At 61.1% G+C, this 17,838-nt stretch carries 16 protein-coding genes; 10 read left to right on the top strand and 6 right to left on the bottom strand.

Annotated elements, in window-relative coordinates; translation table 11 throughout:
* Positions 1-34: 34 nt before the first annotated feature.
* The 5 genes from aldA (at position 35) to LB566_RS15525 (ending at position 5,330) form a co-directional block, all read left to right on the top strand.
* A complete protein-coding gene (gene aldA, locus LB566_RS15545; protein ID WP_224625036.1) occupies positions 35-1,519 on the top strand; it encodes an aldehyde dehydrogenase in 1,485 nt (494 codons plus the stop codon).
* A gap of 76 nt (positions 1,520-1,595) precedes the next feature.
* Positions 1,596-2,738: a substrate-binding domain-containing protein gene (locus tag LB566_RS15540; RefSeq protein ID WP_224625035.1), complete on the top strand. Its 1,143-nt coding sequence runs from the start codon at positions 1,596-1,598 to the stop codon at positions 2,736-2,738.
* 63 nt (positions 2,739-2,801) lie between these two features.
* The gene (locus LB566_RS15535; protein WP_224625034.1) at positions 2,802-3,629 is read left to right on the top strand and encodes an ATP-binding cassette domain-containing protein; all 828 of its coding nucleotides are present in this window, start codon (positions 2,802-2,804) and stop codon (positions 3,627-3,629) included.
* Complete coding sequence (locus LB566_RS15530) at positions 3,538-4,386, top strand: ATP-binding cassette domain-containing protein (protein ID WP_224625033.1); 849 nt, start codon at positions 3,538-3,540, stop codon at positions 4,384-4,386. The genes LB566_RS15535 and LB566_RS15530 overlap by 92 nt, the downstream gene beginning before the upstream one ends.
* Entirely contained in the window at positions 4,383-5,330 is a 948-nt protein-coding gene (locus LB566_RS15525) for an ABC transporter permease (protein ID WP_224625032.1), read from the top strand. The genes LB566_RS15530 and LB566_RS15525 overlap by 4 nt, the downstream gene beginning before the upstream one ends.
* Positions 5,331-5,444: 114 nt before the next feature.
* Here the strand turns inward: LB566_RS15525 and LB566_RS15520 are convergent, their stop codons facing one another.
* The 6 genes from LB566_RS15520 to LB566_RS15495 all read right to left on the bottom strand — a co-directional run bounded on the left by LB566_RS15520 (position 5,445) and on the right by LB566_RS15495 (position 11,782).
* Complete coding sequence (locus tag LB566_RS15520; protein WP_224625031.1) at positions 5,445-6,662, bottom strand: DUF2235 domain-containing protein; 1,218 nt, start codon at positions 6,660-6,662, stop codon at positions 5,445-5,447.
* 134 nt (positions 6,663-6,796) lie between these two features.
* Positions 6,797-7,996: a mandelate racemase/muconate lactonizing enzyme family protein gene (locus tag LB566_RS15515; RefSeq protein WP_224625030.1), complete on the bottom strand. Its 1,200-nt coding sequence runs from the start codon at positions 7,994-7,996 to the stop codon at positions 6,797-6,799.
* Positions 7,997-8,005: 9 nt separating this feature from the next.
* A complete protein-coding gene (locus LB566_RS15510) occupies positions 8,006-8,332 on the bottom strand; it encodes an NIPSNAP family protein (protein ID WP_224625029.1) in 327 nt (108 codons plus the stop codon).
* 102 nt (positions 8,333-8,434) lie between these two features.
* Positions 8,435-9,793: a mandelate racemase/muconate lactonizing enzyme family protein gene (locus tag LB566_RS15505; protein WP_224625028.1), complete on the bottom strand. Its 1,359-nt coding sequence runs from the start codon at positions 9,791-9,793 to the stop codon at positions 8,435-8,437.
* 59 nt (positions 9,794-9,852) lie between these two features.
* On the bottom strand, positions 9,853-11,019 hold the full coding sequence (locus tag LB566_RS15500) for a mandelate racemase/muconate lactonizing enzyme family protein (protein WP_224625027.1): 1,167 nt from the start codon (positions 11,017-11,019) through the stop codon (positions 9,853-9,855).
* A gap of 52 nt (positions 11,020-11,071) precedes the next feature.
* Positions 11,072-11,782 (bottom strand): GntR family transcriptional regulator, encoded by a 711-nt coding sequence (locus LB566_RS15495; RefSeq protein WP_140552726.1) that lies wholly within the window; start codon positions 11,780-11,782, stop codon positions 11,072-11,074.
* Positions 11,783-11,999: 217 nt separating this feature from the next.
* On the opposite strand from LB566_RS15495, the gene LB566_RS15490 reads away from it, so the two are divergent.
* The 5 genes from LB566_RS15490 (at position 12,000) to LB566_RS15470 (ending at position 17,820) form a co-directional block, all read left to right on the top strand.
* Positions 12,000-13,478 carry an ABC transporter substrate-binding protein gene (locus tag LB566_RS15490; protein ID WP_224625026.1) on the top strand — a complete coding sequence of 493 codons (1,479 nt, stop codon included), beginning with the start codon at positions 12,000-12,002 and terminating at the stop codon, positions 13,476-13,478.
* A 78-nt stretch (positions 13,479-13,556) separates the two neighbouring features.
* Positions 13,557-14,516, top strand: a complete 960-nt coding sequence (locus LB566_RS15485) for a carbohydrate ABC transporter permease (protein ID WP_224625025.1) — start codon at positions 13,557-13,559, stop codon at positions 14,514-14,516.
* Positions 14,513-15,403, top strand: a complete 891-nt coding sequence (locus LB566_RS15480) for a carbohydrate ABC transporter permease (protein ID WP_140552729.1) — start codon at positions 14,513-14,515, stop codon at positions 15,401-15,403. Before LB566_RS15485 ends, LB566_RS15480 begins: the two co-directional genes overlap by 4 nt.
* A gap of 124 nt (positions 15,404-15,527) precedes the next feature.
* The gene (locus tag LB566_RS15475) at positions 15,528-16,625 is read left to right on the top strand and encodes an ABC transporter ATP-binding protein (protein WP_224625024.1); all 1,098 of its coding nucleotides are present in this window, start codon (positions 15,528-15,530) and stop codon (positions 16,623-16,625) included.
* Positions 16,626-16,656: 31 nt separating this feature from the next.
* Entirely contained in the window at positions 16,657-17,820 is a 1,164-nt protein-coding gene (locus LB566_RS15470; RefSeq protein WP_224625023.1) for a mandelate racemase/muconate lactonizing enzyme family protein, read from the top strand.
* Positions 17,821-17,838 lie beyond the last annotated feature (18 nt).

The raw sequence follows: 17,838 nt of genomic DNA, 5'->3' as shown, positions 1-17,838 counted from the left end.
CACGCCTGCAACGCACGAAGAAGCGGATCGAACCATGGCTGTAGAGAAGTCCCATCTCATGCTGATCGACGGCAGATTTGTCGCCGGCGAAGCCGGCACGCGCCCGGTGGTCAATCCGGCCAACGGCAAGGCTTTTGTCGACGTGCCCGAGGCAAGTCCGGATCAGGCTCGCCAGGCGATAGAGGCAGCCCGTAAGGCGCAGAAAGCCTGGGGGCTCAAATCACCCCTCGCCCGTGCCGCGATCATGAAGCTGATCGCGGTCTTGATCCGGCAGAACGCCCGGCATCTGGCCGAGGTGGTCGTCAGGGAACAAGGCAAGCCGATCAATGAGGCCATGGGGGAAGTCGGCGGTGCGGCCGAGTTCTTCGACTATTACGCCGAGTTTGCCCGCCGCATTCAAGGTGAGATCCTGCCATCCGACTACGCGGGAGAGCAGGTCTGGATCCAGCGCGTACCCGTAGGCGTCGTTGCCGCCATCATTCCCTGGAATTATCCGAGCGCCCTGGTCAGCCGAAAGGTGGCGCCCGCCATGATCGCCGGCGACACCATCGTCCTCAAACCGCATGAAGACACACCGCTTTCGGCGCTCGAAATGGCTCGCATCTTTGTGGAAGCGGGCGTGCCGGACGGCGTGGTCAACATCATAACAGGACGAGGCGAAACCATAGGCGAGGTGCTGTGCACGGAACCCGGCGTCGACCTCATCACCATGACCGGAAGCGTGCCGACCGGCAAGCGCATCATGGCGAATGCTTCGCGCAACCTGACGCCCGTTTCGCTGGAGCTTGGCGGCAAGGCGCCCTTCATCGTCCTGGCCGATGCCGATCTCGACCTGGCGGTGCGTTCGGCAGCCACCTCGCGCTACATGAATTGCGGGCAGGTCTGCATATGCAACGAACGCACGCTCGTTCACCGTTCGATTTACGATCAGTTCGTCACGCGCTTCGTGGAGTTCTCGAAGTCGCTGGTCGTCGGGGACCCGATGCAGGCGAATACCGATATCGGTCCCAAAGTCAGCCGTGAGGAATTGGAAAAGGTCGAGTTGGTCCTGGCGGAAGCCGTCGCTGGCGGCGCGAAGCTGGCTCTGGCCGGCGGACGCCCGGCCAAGGCGCCTATCGACGGCGGCTACTGGCTCAATCCGACCGTATTGACCGATGTGACGCCCGACATGCCGATCATGACGCGGGAAATCTTCGGCCCGGTCGTGCCGATCATGCCCTTCGACACCTTCGAGGAGGCCGTCAGCATCACCAATGCCAGTCGCTATGGCCTGTCGGCCTATCTTTTCACCAACGATCTGGGCCGCGTCATGAACGCCGTCAACGAGGTTTCGTTTGGCGAGATCTATGTGAACCGGATCGGGCCAGAAATGCTGCAGGGCTTTCATGTCGGCTTCCGCGAGAGCGGATTGGGCGGTGACGACGGCGTGCACGGGCTCGAGAGCTACATGCGCAAGAAGACGGTCTACGTGAATTACTCGGGTGCCGCCACGGCGGCATTGATGCCTTACGGGCGCTGAACAGCGCCCAGCCAGTACGACCAGCCAGGTCGCTACCCGGCCAAAATGGCCGTTTCATCTCATCGGGAGGAATAAAATGCACTATCGTGGATTCATGGCGGCGGCTTTGGCCGTGGCATTGTCGGGACTGGCCGCATCTTCGGCGATCGCCGACGACACCATTCCACCGGAAGCAAAGGCGTTGCTTGAGCCGTTGCCCCTATCGCCGAGAGGCCAACCCGTTCCGGGCTTCCCGGACGGTCCACCGGCGGTGTCGCCAGACGTGCTGAAATTCTCCGATGCCGACCTTGCAAAGCTGAAGGCCGGAAAGTTCACGGCCGGGCTGGTGATGCACACCATGGACGCCGGCTGGCCCCAGCTGCAGGTGGCCGGGATCACCAACACGCTCAAGGACCTTGGCATCGAGGTGGTCGGAACCACCGACGCCAAGTTCCAACCCGGCCAGCAGATCAGCGATCTCGAGCAGATGATCGCACGCAAGCCGGATGTGATCTTCTCGATCCCGATCGATCCGAAGTCCGAATCCGAAGCCTACAAGAAGGCGGCGGCAGCCGGCATCAAGCTGGTTTTCATGGACAACGTTCCGGTCGATATGGCGCCGGGCAAGGATTATGTGTCCGTTGTCGCCTCCGACAATGAGAAGAACGCCTATTTCGCCGCGCAGGAACTTGTCGGGGCCATTGGCGGCAAGGGCGAGGTCGGCATCATCACGCTGGTCTATGACTATTACTACTCTGTCGCGGCCCGCAAGGTCGGCGCACTCAAGGCATTCGGCGAACACCCCGACATCAAGGTCGCGGACGTCGGTACCTTCACCGCGCCTGAGAAGGCCTACGAGGTCGCCACCGCCATGTTGACGGCGCATCCCGACATGAAGGGTATTTTCGTTGCCTGGGACACTCCCGCGCAGCAGGTCGTGGCCGCGGCCAAGACACTCGGCCGCGACATCGTCATCACCACGAATGACATTGCCGCGGACAGCGCGCTGAACGTTGCACGCGGCGAGTTTCTGGCCGTGGGTGCGCAACGTCCCTACGACCAGGGCGTCGCGGAGGCCAAGGCGGCCGCGCTTGCTCTGCTTGGACATGACGTCCCGCCGTACATTTCGGTACCGACATTGCGTGTCAAGAAGCTCGACCTTCTCAGTGCCCTCAAGCAGGTCACCAAGGAAGATGCGCCGGCTTCGGTGGTGAAAATCTGCAACGGCGAGTGCTTCTAGCTTCTTCTTTCGCCGGCGGGCCGCAGCAGTCCGCCGGCGCTCCCCGAGCGATCGAGAATCGTCATGGCCGAAGCGAAAACTTCAACGTCCCAGCGCCCTATCGTAACGATGCAACGCATCGGCAAGTCGTTTGGCGCGAACCGCGTGCTGTCGGACATTTCGTTCGAGGTCAAGGCCGGCGAAACGCATGCACTGCTCGGCGAAAACGGTGCGGGCAAGTCGACGCTCATGAAGATCCTCATGGGCGCGTATCGGACGGACGAAGGCCGGATTCTGTTCGACGGCGAGGATGTCACCGCCCTGTCGCTTCGAGAGAGGATCGATCGCGGAATCGCAATGATCTTCCAGGAGCTGAGCGTCTTGCCGAACCGTTCGGTTGCCGAAAACCTGTTTATCCTTCGCGAGCCGCTCGCCTTCGGTCGACGTGTCGATGCCAGAAAAATGCTGCGCGAGGCCCGGGCTCTGATCGAGCGATATGCCTTCTCGCTCGATGCTTCGGCACGTGTGGGCGACCTGGCGTTCGCTCAGCGCCAGATGGTCGAGATTCTCAAAGCGATCTCGCGGGGCGCCAAGCTGCTCGTAATGGACGAGCCGACTTCGTCCCTGACCATCCATGAGGAGGAAACGCTCTTTCGGACAATCGGTCAGCTCAAGCAGAACGGAATCGGTATCGTCTACATCAGCCATCGCATGGCCGATGTGCTGCAGCTTTCGGATCGCATCTCGATCATCAAAGGACGGACGACTGGTCGGTCCGCTCGATCCGAAGAAGACGTCCATCGAGGATATCGCGGCGTTGATGTCCCGGCCCAAGGTCGAAACACCTTCCCCTGCCGCAGCCGCGCCAGCAAATCGTCAACCGGCAACGCCCGCCGGGACGCCGGCTCTTGAGGTCCGTGACCTTGCCACCTCGCGTAAACTGTCCGGCGTGTCGTTCTCGATCGGCCCGGGCGAGATCGTCGGCCTTGCCGGGCTTGTCGGCAGTGGCCGCTCGACCCTGGGCAAGGCGTTGTTCGGCGTCCTTCCGGATGTAACCGGCGATATCGCCGTCGGGAACGACCCCGTCCAGCCGGGCGGTGTCAGCAGGGCCATCGCTGCCGGTATCGCGCTTGTTCCCGAAGACCGTCGGCTCGAAGGTCTTGTGGGTGGTCGCTCGATCGAGGAGAACCTCGCCCTTCCCCGCCTTTCCGATTTCTCGCTGGCAGGTCCGTTCGGGCCGATGGCGAAGGCCCGGATAACGGCTCTGTTCAGACAATACCGGGACGATCTCAGTATCCTGTGCCGCGGTCCCTTGCAGAAAGCCCAGGAGCTTTCGGGCGGCAATCAGCAGAAGATCGTCTTCGCCAAATGGCTGGCCATGAAGCCGAAGCTGTTGATCCTCGACGAACCAACCTCCGGCGTCGACATCAATGCCAAGCGCGATATGCGCGAGCTTGTGCGCCGCACGGCCGGCGAAGGCGTCGCGGTGCTGCTCATTTCTTCGGAACTCGAAGAACTCCTGGATTTGTCCGATCGCATTCTGGTGATGGCGCAAGGGCGGATTACGCGCAGCATCGATCGCGCGGACGACGAGACAAAACTTCGCGCGTTGCTGCAGGCCGAGGCGGCCAGACAAGCCAGTGCGCGCGCCCAGGGAGTTGCAGCATGAAACCGTCCCCTCTGCCCTCGCACGCAAATGCGCTAAATTTTTTCCGCGATCACATCACCTATGTGATCTTCCTGGCGATAACCCTCTACTTCGTCCTGTTTGCTCCCCACTTCGCGTCTGTCTCGACCGCAAGCGCGGTTCTGCGCATCACAGCCATCGTTTCGGCAATGGCGATCGGCATGACATTCGTCATCATCTGCGGCGAAATCGACCTGTCGGTAGGATCGGTTGCAAGTTTTTCAGGGATGATCGGAGCGCTGCTGCTCGGCCAGGATGTTCCCACCTATGTGGCAGCTCTTCTGGTGCTGGCCGCCGGCGCAGCGATCGGGGCCACCTCGGGCATCCTTGTTACGAAAATACGCATTCCATCGTTTCTTGTGACCCTGGGCATGCTGTCGATCTTTTCCGGACTGGCGCTGACGATCACCGGCACCCGGCCAGTGTCTATCGTCGACGATGACTTCTCGAACCTGTTCTGGAACGGCAGTTTTCTGGGCGTGCAGGCGCCAATCTGGTGGACGATCGTCCTAACCGCCGTCGGCTATTATCTTCTGCATCAAATGCCCTTCGGCAGGCGCGTCTATGCGACCGGTGGAAATCCTGTAGCCGCCCGCTTTTCCGGGGTGCGGACGGACAGCGTCAAGATCTTCGCCTTTGTGCTGTCCGGCATGATGGCATCCCTTGCAGGCATGATGCTCGCGGCCCGCTCCACCGCCGGCAATCCCAGCCTGGGAGCGGGTCTCGAACTCGACGTCATCGCGGCCGTGATCATAGGCGGGACAAGTCTCTTCGGCGGCTATGGATCGATCGTCGGTTCTGTCGTCGGCGCAATCTTCATAGGGATACTCGGGTTCGGTCTTCTCGTGCTCGGTCTTTCGACCAGCATCCAGGAGGTGATCAAGGGAGCCATCATCATCATTGCCGTCTCGTTGAACCGGCGTTGAAAGCAGCAGAGTTCCATGACCCGACGAAACGCGCGTTCCACGCGTTGACTGATGAAATCGCGCCGCGCCCACCTGAAATTTTCCTCCGGCTTCACGGCCCGCTCGGAGCCAGCGCTAACCGGCGACTTCGTTGGCCAGGTGGTCCTTCATGAGGTCACCATAGGGTTCAACATTGAATGCCGTCGGAAAATTCTCAGGCTTATATGTCGGGATCGCCGCCTTCCGATCCAGAACCGACTGATGGATCAGCGGCCGTCGTTCCTGTCGCTCGATCATGCGAGGCTCGGCTTGCGGTAGGTAGAAGCCGAAAAGTGATTTTCGCTTCCATTCATGCCATTTGACCGATTTTGGGACCCACTCGAGCGGTTTCCAGCCCACAGCCATTGAATCATGCACGATCCCCAAGGGGTCGGGGCTGACGAACGTCATCGTCCCCTCGCCCTTCCCTTCCCCGAAGACAAGCCGCTCCAGCATGCGGGAATTGGTCTGCAATCCAGATGCTTTGGCCTGATCAATCATCCAGTCGAGCGGAAACTTGGATATGGCGCTCTCCTCTTCAGGATAGCCGCCGCCGATATCCGAATGAGATCCGGCGAACCAGACTTGCCTGATATCCTGCTCTTTTGCCGGCGCACTTTTGTCGAAAGGATTCTCGACGAATGGCTGCGGCTCGACCCACCGGTTCAGCCGGAACATGCGGCGATGCTCATCGATCGCGATTGCATGCCGAAAAACTTCGACGCTCGGGTTGGTCCTCGTATGCGGCAGTGTCAGAAGCTGTGGCAGAAATCGGTCGCTTCGCGGTACGATGATCGACGCCACAGTGTCCCAGACACCAAGAAACTTGATGCGCGCGTCCCGGGCTCCTGAAACCTTGGAGAAATGCCAGGCAACGCTAAGGTCGTGCTCGTCGCTGGCTTGCTTGTAAGAGCTTACAGCATACTCGACGATGTTGAGTTGGTCCGGATGCAGCAGGCCGATCATGTGGATCAAGCCCGCAACGGCGCGGGCTGTGTAGGCTCCCCGGCTGAAGCCAAAGAGGAAGATTGCGTCCCCTTCGACGTAGTGCCAGCAGATGAAGGCGTAGGCGCCGGCGATTTCGGCGTCGAGACCATATCCAGTTGCGAGCTCGAACACGGATTTCGCGTTCTGGCGCCATCGCGTCCAGGCATCGCTGGCACCGATGGTTCCTATGCCGGCGTCATAATAGACGCGCTGCTCCTCATTCTTCTTCAGGATGCGGAACAACTTCAAGACATTCGAGAGATTGCGCTCGATCTGGTTTCCCGTTCCATCGCAGCAGACAACGATGTTTTTGCCAGTCCGCTTCAACGCCACCGCCCTCTGACGGTCCAGTTCAGACCAACCAACTTTGACCCAAGCTGTGGATCACATCAACAGGCGTCTGACGACGGATACCGATGAGAATGTAGGCGGCGCGGTTCCGGTGGCGAAGGAAGAGGGATTCAATCGAAGAAGCCCGCATCCTCTTCCCTGAGATACTTCCTGGCTGCTTCGGCGTCGATATCGAGGCCCAGGCCCGGCGCTTCCAGCAGGTCCACCATGCTGTCCTTCACGATCTGCGACGGCAGGCCGATCACGAGATCCTCCCACCAGGGGTCGGAGGCGCTGGGATATTCGAAGGCGATGTAGTTGGCGGGCAAGGTGGCGCAAACATTGATCAGGGCGCCGAGGCCCAGCAGGCCGTTCGCGGTGCCATGCGGCGCCATCAGGATCGAGTGCATGTAGGCGTGCTCGGCGACCCATTTGAGCTCGGCGATACCACCAATATCGGCAGGGTCGGGGCCGATGACGCGCACCGCCTGCGTCTCAATCAGCTCCTTGAAATTGTGCCGCAAGTAAATCTGCTCGCCGGTATGGATTGGCGTCGAGGTGGAGGTGGTCAGCTCCCGATAGGCCTGCGGATTGACCCACGGCACGTAGTCGCCGGTCAGCATGTCCTCGAGCCACATCAAATTGTACTTCTCCACCGCGCGAGCGAACTTGATCGCATCGGGCAGCATCCAGCCCGGGCCGCAGTCGAGCGCCAGGCTGACCTTGTCACCCAGCACTTCCTTCATGGCGATCACGCAGTCGAGCATGTGGTTGAAACCGCGCTCGCTGATCACGCCCTGATCCATGGCACCGTGATAGCCGGCCTTCTTCTGCGTCACGCCATAATGGAAGTCCTCGATGCTGTCCTTCATGTTCGAGTGGAACGAGATTCCTTGCTTGACCATGAAGAAATTCTGCGGCTGCTCCATCATCCATTTGACGTCGGCCGCATAATCCTCCGGGCGATCGCCCGCGCGTTTCCGGCGGATCGAGCCGTTATAGACGCGCACCTTGTCGCGAACCTTGCCGCCGAGCAGTTTGTAGGCCGGCACGCCAGCGGCCTTGCCGGCAATGTCCCACAGCGCATGCTCGATCGCGGAGACGGCGGCGCCATAGGGCTTGAACGAACCTCGCTGGCGGATCTTCAGCATCACCCGCTCGACGTCGGTCGGATCCTCGCCGATCAGCGCCTCGCGAAAATGCAGCACAAAGGGCTTAAGGTAGGTCTTGGTGAACTCGACCTCGCCAAGGCCATGCAGGCCCTCGTCGGTCACGATGCGGACGATCGGGTGCTTGCCGATGACGGCGCAGCGCAGGTCGGTGATCTTCATAGCGCGGTCCTATTTCACAGACGAGAAAGCTGTCGGCGTGAGCAGCTGGCTGCCGATATTGGCAACGATCTGCCCGTCACGCTCAGACTCGTCCCGGGCCCTGTGCCATGCCGGATCGGTGAGAAAAGCCGCCCATTTCGCCTCACGCTCGGCCAGCGATTCCCAGGCGAGGAAATAGGTAAGGCGATTGCTGCTTTCGCCGATCGCCGTGGTGAAAAACCCGGCTTGGCGGATGCCATGCCTCTCCCAGATGGCCAGCGTTTGGTCGGAAAAGCGCTTGAGCAAAGCCGGCAGCCTGCCCGGCAGGCAGTCATAGATACGCAGTTCGTAGATCATGGTTTCGTCCGTTTCTTTCTTCGCCTCTTCCCTCGGAGAGGTCGACACGAATGGTCGGTCGTTGGCCCTGTGAGCTTGAGGAATGCGGGCTGGAGGTCTGGGCTAACTCCAGGTCCGGTCCCAGCTATATTCATTGTCCCAATGCTCGGTGGATTGCCAGATGCCGGCGACACCCGGCTGCAGATGCTGCGAGATCACTTCGTCGACGACGTCGTCGATCCCCAGACCCGGCTTGTCCGGAACAGTGATGAACCCGCCCTTCACGAGCGGCTTGGGCAGGCCGGTGACGATATCGTCCCACCAGTCGACATCGGCGGAGTGGTATTCGAGCGCCATGAAGTTCTCGGTCGCGGTCGCGACATGGGCGGCGGCCATCGCCGCGATCGGGCTTTCGGCCATATGGATGGCCATGGCGACCCCGTGGTCCTGCGCCATGTCGCCGATCTTCTTGGTCTCCAGGATGCCCCCGCTGGTGAGCAGGTCCGGGTGGATGACGGAGAGACCCCCGCTCTTGAGCAGGGGCTCGAAGGCCTCCTTGAGGTAGATGTCCTCGCCGGTGCAGATCGGCACCGAGGTGGCCTGCTGCAGTTGACGGTACTGCTCGGTGTATTGCCAGGGAATCACGTCCTCGAGCCAGGCAGGAGCGTATTTCTCGATACGGCGCGACAGGCGTATGCCGTCCTGTAGCGAGATGTGACCGACATGGTCGATGGCGAGCGGGATCTCGTATCCGATCACCTCGCGGACCTCGTGGATATACTGCTCGAGCAGGTCGATCCCCTTTTCGGTGAAATGCAGGCCCGTGAACGGGTGCGGCACGTTCTGCGCATCGTAGGCGAGATTGCGCGCCTTGCGCTCCCCGAGGGATCCGCCGCGGCCGCGCGGGTTGGCGTAAAACCCTTCGAGCGCGCCGGCGGGAGCGGCCACCGCACCGGGGACATGGGCGATCTGCATCAGGCCAAGGTCCATCTTGAGGAAGGTGAAGCCGCGGTCCATGCGCTCCTTGAGGCGTTTTCCGGTTTCGGTGCCGCTCGGTTTCTCGGCATCGGTATCGCAGTAGACGCGCACCCGATCGCGAAACTTGCCGCCGAGCATCTGGTAGACGGGGACGCCATAGGCCTTGCCGGCGAGATCCCACAGCGCGATCTCGACCGCCGACACGCCGCCGCCTTGCCGGCCGTGACCGCCGAACTGCTTGATGCGGCGAAACAAACGATCGATATCGCAAGGGTTCTCGCCAAGCAGCCGGCTTTTCAGCATCAGCGCGTAGGTGGCGCTGGCGCCGTCACGCACCTCGCCAAGCCCGACGATGCCCTGGTTGGTGTAGATCTTGAGCAGCGCCGTGGTGAACGGTGCGCCGACGATCTCGGCCACCCGCATGTCGGTGATGCGAAGGTCGGAAGGCTTGGAGTTCATGTTCACCCGATCAAGGGCTTCGTCGGCTCCGCCGGTCTTGGGCATCACTCGTCCTCGTTCTGGTTGGGTTTGTCGCCCCCGACGCGGGCCGGCATCGAGCGTTGCTAACTCAGCTCGATCTCATGGGCTTGCAGGTAGTCCCGGTTCATCTCGACACCGAGCCCAGGCTTCGACGTCAGTTTGAGGCTGCCGTTCGAAACGTCGAGCGGTGCGTCGATGAGATGATCGTATTTGCCCAGGTTCCACTCCGACGTCTCGAGTTTGTAGAAGTTAGGAACGGTCATCATCACCTGCGCCCCCGCAACCACGTTGATCGGCCCCGCGGCGTCATGCGGCGAGACCGGGACGTAGTAGGCTTCGCACAGGGCAGAGATCTTCTTGAGTTCGGTAATGCCCCCGGTCCAGGTGACGTCAGGCATGATGTAGTCAGCGAGCTTGTTTTCGAGCACCGGCACGAAGTCCCACTTGGTGTGGCCGCGCTCGCCCCACGAGATGGCGGCGCTGACCTTCTCACGCACCTGCTTGAGGGCGTTGAGGCTCTCGGGCGGGCAAGGCTCCTCGAACCAGTCGATCTGGCCGGCTTCCTCGAGGCTTCGACAGAGGCGAATGGCGGTCGGAACGTCGAAACGGCCGTGCGCATCGATCAGGATATCGACATCAGGGCCCGCCGTTTCGCGGATCAGAGCCGTGAGTTCGGCCGCTTCGCGCTCGTCCTTGCGGGTCATGCTGCCATCGAGGTAGCCGTCCCGCTGTTCGCGCGATACGCCATCGGCGCCACGTCTCTGATGCGGGAAAGGATCAAACTTGAGCGCGGTGTGTCCGGACTCGACGATGTCTCGAATTTCGCGGACCACCGCCTCCTTGCTGGTAAATTTGGACTGGTTGGGATGGGTGTAGAGCGCGATTTCATCGCGCACCGGCCCGCCCAGCAGCTCGTAGATCGGCTTGCCCAAAACTTTGCCCCGGATATCCCAGAGAGCTATGTCGATAGCGCTCACGCATTCGACCGCGGCGCCGCGGCTGCCCATATAGGTGAAGCTGCGGAAAATCTTGTGCCAGAGGTGCTCGATCCGGGCCGGGTCCTCGCCGGTCACAGCGACGCCGATCTGCCGCAGGATCGTGCAGAGCGCGCGGTTGGCGAGCCTGGTGGTGGTTGTAATCTCTCCCCACCCGCTCACCCCCTCGTCTGTCGTCACTTCGACGAACAGGTACTCTCCCCAATAGGACGCATCGGACTTGATCAGCCACGGCCGAATGCTCGTAATTTTCATGTCAGCTACCTCTGTCTGATCGTCGGGCTAGCGATGTTCCGGATCGGGCATTCTATCCGGCCCGAGCGGCGTTGCGCGCACGCATATGTTCGAGGATGTGCCGGCCGGAGCCCTCGACATGGCGAGCAACGAGTTCGGCCGCCTTGTCGGCGTCTCCCGCCTTTACCAGCGCGATGAGCTCGCGGTGCTCGCGAATGATCGCGGCACGCCGGGCAAGCGTGAAATTGAAACGCCGGCTCACGGCTCGCAGCACTTCACGATGCTTCCACCAAAGCTCGGCGGCATGGCGGTTGTAATGCCGCTGGTACATCACGGTGTGGAAGGCGGTATCCAGCTCGCTATGCCTGAATGTATCGGCGAAGTTGTTCTCTTCAATCAGGTCCTGGAGACGTTGGAGTTCGGCGATGTCCTCGCCGGTGGCCATGTTCACAAACCACCGCGTCAGGGCCGGCTCGATCAGAACGCCGATCTCGTAGATGTCGCGGACAAACTCCTGATCGATAGGCCGGACGCGCGCCCCGCGGTTGGGAAGAAAGATGACAAAGCCTTCGCCCCGCAACAGCTGCAGAGCCTCGCGCACGGGGTTGGTCGAGGTGCCGTGGCGCCGGGCGAGATCAGTGACCACAAGCCGTTCGTTGGCGGCAAGCCGTCCCTCGATGATGTCTTCCCTGATCAGCTCATAAAGCGAGGCGCCCTCGCTGGACGCCCCTATGGGGTCAATCCCCACCGGCGGCTTGGCTTTGAAATCGTCTGGTTCGGCCAAGGCCGGCTCCCCCTGGATTAATACACACTCTTTCCGATTAACACGCAAAGTTTCGATAAACAATGTACGATCTAACGCGTTGACAGGCAATTCATGATCTGAAAACGTACAAGGCTCCCGAACGGGTACACAGATACAAAGACGTCCTGCGATCAAACGAGCAAAAACCGCTTTTGCCTCGCCGCAAAGCGGCATGGGAGAACCAGGGAGGATACCTATGACGAGGATTATACTCGGCAGTGCGGTCCTGCGCGGCACTGTCGTCAGTGTCTTGGCGGCATCGCTGATGTCCACATCGGCGCTGGGCGCGCCGCCGGTCGACCTCAGCAAATGGTCGCCGGAATATGTCCGCGCCATTGCGGGCACACAGGATTTCGACACGGCGGCCGATTGTGCCAAGGTCACCCCGCTGGACTATAAGGGGCGACTGACCTTCTGGTATCAGGGCGTGTTCGAGGGCGACCCCGACCTCCTGCGCCAGTACTACAAGGATTTCTTCGAAACCTTCCGCAAGACCTATCCAAACATCCAGCTCGAGGAACAAGCCCTCACCTATAACGACCTTCTCGACAAGTTCCGCACGGCGCTCCTGGGTAATGCCGCGCCGATGGCGGTCCGCCTGCAAATCCTGGGTGGGACTGAATTCGCTTCAAAAGGCTATCTGCAGCCGCTCAAGCCCGAGGATGTCGGCTATTCGACCGAGGACTTCTGGCCCGGCGCCATGAAGGCCGTGACCTGGGACGGGGTGACCTACGGCATTCCAACCAACAACGAAACGATGGCGTTCATCTGGAACGCCGACATCTTCAAACGCGCTGGTCTCGATCCGGAAAAACCACCGGCAACCTGGGACGACGTCGTCAAATATTCCAAGCAGATCCACGACAAGCTCGGCATTGCCGGCTACGGCCTCGTGGCTCGCAAGAATGCCGGCAATACGCCGTATCGCTTCATGCCTCAGCTATGGGCTTATGGCGGCGGCGTCTTCGACGAAGCGGCGGCAAATCCGACCTATGAGCAGGTCGAGCTCGATAGCCCGCAGAGCAAGGCGGCGCTGCAAGCTTCCTACGACATGTATGTTCGCGACAAGTCGGTTCCGGTTTCGGCACTCACCAACCAGCAGGCCGATAACCAGCCCCTGTTCGTCGCCGGCCAACTCGGCATGATGATCTCGCACCCGTCCGACTACAATGTCATGCTCGACCTGCAGAAGAAGGCGACGGGCACCGACAAGGACAAGGCGCAGACCGTCATCGACAACATGCGCTACGGCCTGATACCGGCTGGGCCCGACGGCAAGCGCGCCGTCGTGTTCGGCGGCTCGAACATCCACATCCTGAAGCCCGAATATGTCGAAGGCGGCAAGGTAGACGAGCCGGCCGCGAAGGCTATCATCTGCATGTGGACGAGCCCTGAGTGGTCGCTGAAGATGGCCTATGCCGGATCGAATCCCGGCAACCTGAACGGCTTCAAGACCAAATGGATGAAGGAACGTCTGGACAACATCAAATTCCTCGATGTCACGACCTCGATGCTGCCATACGGCATCCCCTTCCCAGCGCTGCCGCAGGCCCCGGAGATCATGAACATCATCGTCCCGGACATGTTGCAGAATGCCCTGACCGGAGCGATGACCGTCGACCAGGCGGCGGACGACGCGGCCAAGAAGGTGAAAGACCTGATGGGCGGGCTCTAGTCCGCGCCTGACCTAAGACCTGACCGGCTGCACCGACAGTGCGGCCGGTTCGTTCCGAAGAAACAAGGGCATACCATCGTGACGATCGTGACCGGCAAGGCCGAGGCGCGCCGAAAATTGCAACCCGGCAGGTCCGACGCGCTGCGGAAGATCTGGGAGCATCGCGCAGACTACGCGTACGTGCTGCCCGCGATCGCCGTGATGCTCATCGTCATCGCCTATCCGATCTACTACACGATCGAGCTGTCGTTCTATAAGACGCCGCCCGGCCTGCAGCTCCGTGACAAGACCTTCATCGGCTTCGACAACTACACGGCCATCCTCACCAGCGAGGTGTTCTGGAAAGTCACCTGGAACACGCTGGTCTGGACATTCGGATCCACCTTCATCTCCTTTGTCCTGGGGTTTGCCACGGCGCTGGCGCTACACCGCGACTTTATCGGCCGCGGTGTGCTGCGCGCTATCCTGATCATTCCCTGGGTCATCAGCGCGGTCGCCGCCTCCTATATCTGGAAGTGGATCTACCATTCGGATTTCGGCATCATCGGCGCAGTGCTGGTCGGCCTCGGATTGGCCGACCGACCGCCGAATTTCATCGACAATGTCAGCACGGTTCTCCCCTCCCTGATCGTCGTCAACATCTGGCGCGAGTTTCCGTTCGCCATGATCATGATGATGGCGGGCCTGCAGACAGTTCCCGAGCAGTTGCTGCTCGCCGCGAAAGTTGACGGAGCCAATGCGTGGCAGCGCTTCTGGCACGTCACCTTCCCGCATCTTCGCAACGTCTCGGTGGTGACGATCCTGCTGCTGGCAGTGGCCAACTTCAATTCCTTCATCATCCCCTGGATCATGACCGGCGGCGGGCCGTCGAACGCGTCGCATATCTGGATCACCCACATTTACGAACTCGCTTTCGGCCGGCAGCGCTGGGGCGTGGCATCGGCCTATTCGGTGCTCCTGTTCATCATCCTGATGACGCTGGGCTACTTCTATGTGCGTGCGCTGAGCGGCAACGAGCGGAAGGAGGGCGGTGCATGAGCGCGATTGCCGAGACGGCCTCCCGAGGCCAGGCCCGTCGCCGTATGCGCGTCGACGGGTGGCGTTGGGCCGGGCGCATCTTCCTCGTTTTCATGCTGCTTTATACGGCGTTGCCGATGATCTGGATGCTGATCACCTCGATCAAATCCGGGTTCGCGGCGACGCAATTCCCGCCGCAATGGTGGCCGGACGAGCCGACCCTCGCCAGCTATCAGAAATTGCTCGATCCGCAGAACAGCGTCGGCCAGGACTTCCTCCGCTTCTTCTGGAACAGCCTGTTCGTGTCGACCGTCACGACAATCCTTTCCGTGATCGTGGCTGTCCCCGCGGCCTATGCTTTTTCGCGCTTCAGTTTCCCCGGGCGGAACTTCCTGTTCTTCGCCGTTTTGCTGCGCAACATGTTCCCGGCGGTGATCTTTCTCGTGCCGCTCTTCATCCTGATGCGCGCTATCGGCCTGGTGAACACCCACGGCTCGCTCATTCTCACCTATCTCACCTTCGGGCTGCCGCTGGCGATCTGGCTGCTCAAGGGCTTCTACGACAACATCCCGGTGCAGCTCGAGCAGGCGGCGCGCATCGATGGCGCAACGCGGTTCCAGGCCTTCATCCTGATCGTGATGCCGCTCTCGACGCCCGGGATCATCGCCACCGCGATCTATTCCTTCATCGGCGCCTGGAACGAATACATCTACGCCTACACCTTCCTTTCCAAGAACGAGCAATTGACGCTGCCGGTCGGCATCCAGCGCTTCTTCTCGGAAAACACGACGGACTTTCCGGGGCTGATGGCGGCCAGCTTCATGATGAGCGTGCCCGTCGTGGTGCTGTTCCTCGTCCTGCAACGATACTTCGTACGCGCCCTTACAGAAGGCGCGGTCAAGCACTAGAGCCGGATGATTTCAGGTCGAACCGACCTGAAATCTGAATCCGGCTCTCAATCAAGGAGATAGTGCATGATGCCGCCCGAAAGCCGCTTCACGCTTTTCAGCATCCTGCTCTAGGGAGTTGCCTATGGCCCACGTGGTCCTCAAAGATCTCGTCAAGACCTATGGCGGCTTCAAAGCTGTCAACGATGTTTCGCTGACGGTCAATGACGGCGAGTTCGTTGCGCTGGTCGGCCCTTCAGGCTGCGGCAAGACAACCACGCTCAATCTCGTCGCGGGACTGACCTCGATCACATCGGGTGACATCGTCATCGGGGACCGGGTTGTCAATGATCTCGACCCCAAGGACCGGGATATCGCAATGGTGTTCCAGAACTACGCGCTCTACCCGCAGAAATCGGTTTACAAGAACCTGGCGTTCCCGCTGCAGATGCGCAAACTCTCCAGGGACGAGATCGACAAGAAGGTCAGGGAAGCTGCGCGCGTTCTCGACATGACCCACCTGCTCGAGCGCAAGCCGCGGGAACTTTCGGGCGGACAGCAGCAGCGCGTCGCCCTTGGCCGTGCCCTCGTCCGCGACCCCGCTGTGTTCCTCATGGACGAGCCGCTCTCCAACCTCGACGCCAAACTGCGCGTGCAGATGCGGTCCGAGATCAAGCGCTTCCACCAGGACCTCAAGGCAACGATCATCTATGTGACGCACGACCAGCTCGAAGCCGTGACCATGGCCGACAAGATGGCGGTGATGAATGGCGGCTATCTGCAGCAATACGATTCACCGGCGCAGGTCTTTGCCCATCCGGTCAACATGTTCGTCGCCAGCTTCATCGGCAGCCCGGCGATGAGCCTCATTCCGCTGGAGGCTTCAACGGCGAACGGCAGCACCGCGTTGACCAGCGCGGAAGGCTGGACGCTTGAGCTGTCGCACCTCAACGCGCGCAAGGTTGAGGGAGCGACCACCAAGAAGGTCGTGCTCGGAGCGCGGCACTCGACGATCAAGCTGCACAAAAGCGCGGTCCCCGGCGCCATTCCGGCCAAGGCCTATACGGTGGAGCCGACCGGAGACGTCACTTTCGTGCAAGCATTCCTGTCGGGCGCCATCGTCAATATCAGCGTGTCGCCCAACGTCGCCGTCAAACCTGATGAGCGGATCTGGCTCGAGTTCGACCAGGAGCGGATGCATCTGTTCGACGGCGAAACTGAAATGGCCCTAAAGGTCGACTGAGATAGGGGATGCGCGTGGAACGCGGGCGTGGATGACTGAGAACCTGAAGATCACCGCGATCAAGCCCTACCCAGTGTGGGTGGGAACGCGCAACCAGATGCTCGTCAAGGTCGAGACCGACCAGGGTATCTTCGGCTGGGGCGAGAGCGGCTTGAGCGGTCGCGAGAAAGCCGTGGCGGGCGCGGTCGAGCACTATCGCGAATTTCTCATCGGCCGCGACCCGATGCAGATCGGGCGTATCTGGCAGGAGGTTTATCGCAGCCAGTACTTCGAAGGGGGTCGGGTCCTGCAGGCGGCGATTTCCGCCATCGACATCGCCCTTCATGACATCAAAGGCAAGGCGCTGGGGGTGCCAGTCTACGAGCTGCTTGGCGGCAAGCAGCGCGACCGCGTGCCCACCTTCGCCTCGACCGGAGACGAGGCCGAGGGTGATGTTGCGATCGAACGCGCCCGCGAACTGCGCGCGCAGGGGTGGCAGGCGATCCGCTTCTTCCCCATCGGGCAAGGCAGCAAGGACGTCTTCGAGCCGCGTGAATCGATCGGCCCTACGGCGAGCATGCTGAACAAAGCGCGCGAGGCGCTGGGCGATGAGGTGGTGCTCGGCGTCGACTATCATCACCGGTTGTCGGTGGCCGAGGCGGCGAGCTTCTGCAACAAGCTCGGCCGCGGCGTGCTTGATTTCCTCGAGGAGCCTATACGGGCCGAGACGCCAGAGGCGTACGAGTCCCTTCGTACGATGACCGACATCCCCTTTGCCATCGGCGAGGAATTTGCCAGCAAGTGGCAGTTCCTGCCTTACATCGAGCGCGGCATCCACCAGTTCAACCGGCTCGATGTCTGCAATGTCGGCGGGCTCACCGAGGCGATGAAAGTCGCTGGCTGGAGCGAGGCGCACTATGTGGACCTGATGCCGCACAATCCGCTTGGCCCGGTGTGCACGGCCGCAACCGTGCATCTCGCCGCCGCAGTGCCCAACTTCGCGTGGCTAGAGACCAGGATCCCCGAAAGGAAGCTGGGTTTCGACAATTCCGACTTTTTTCCTGTACAGCCAAGGCTCGACGGGACCGATTACCCGGTCAGCGACCTGCCGGGGCTCGGCGTCGAGGTCAATGAAGCGGCGGTCCAGGCGCAGAGTTTCCGTTTCTGGGAAGCGCCACATCTCAAGCGCCGCGACGGCTCTGTCACCAACTGGTAATTCAATTCAACCGGAGTC

Origin of the sequence: Mesorhizobium sp. CA13 (genome assembly GCF_020165235.1) — a bacterium.
Classification (GTDB): domain Bacteria; phylum Pseudomonadota; class Alphaproteobacteria; order Rhizobiales; family Rhizobiaceae; genus Mesorhizobium.
This window is presented reverse-complemented; position numbering and strand designations above follow the sequence as displayed.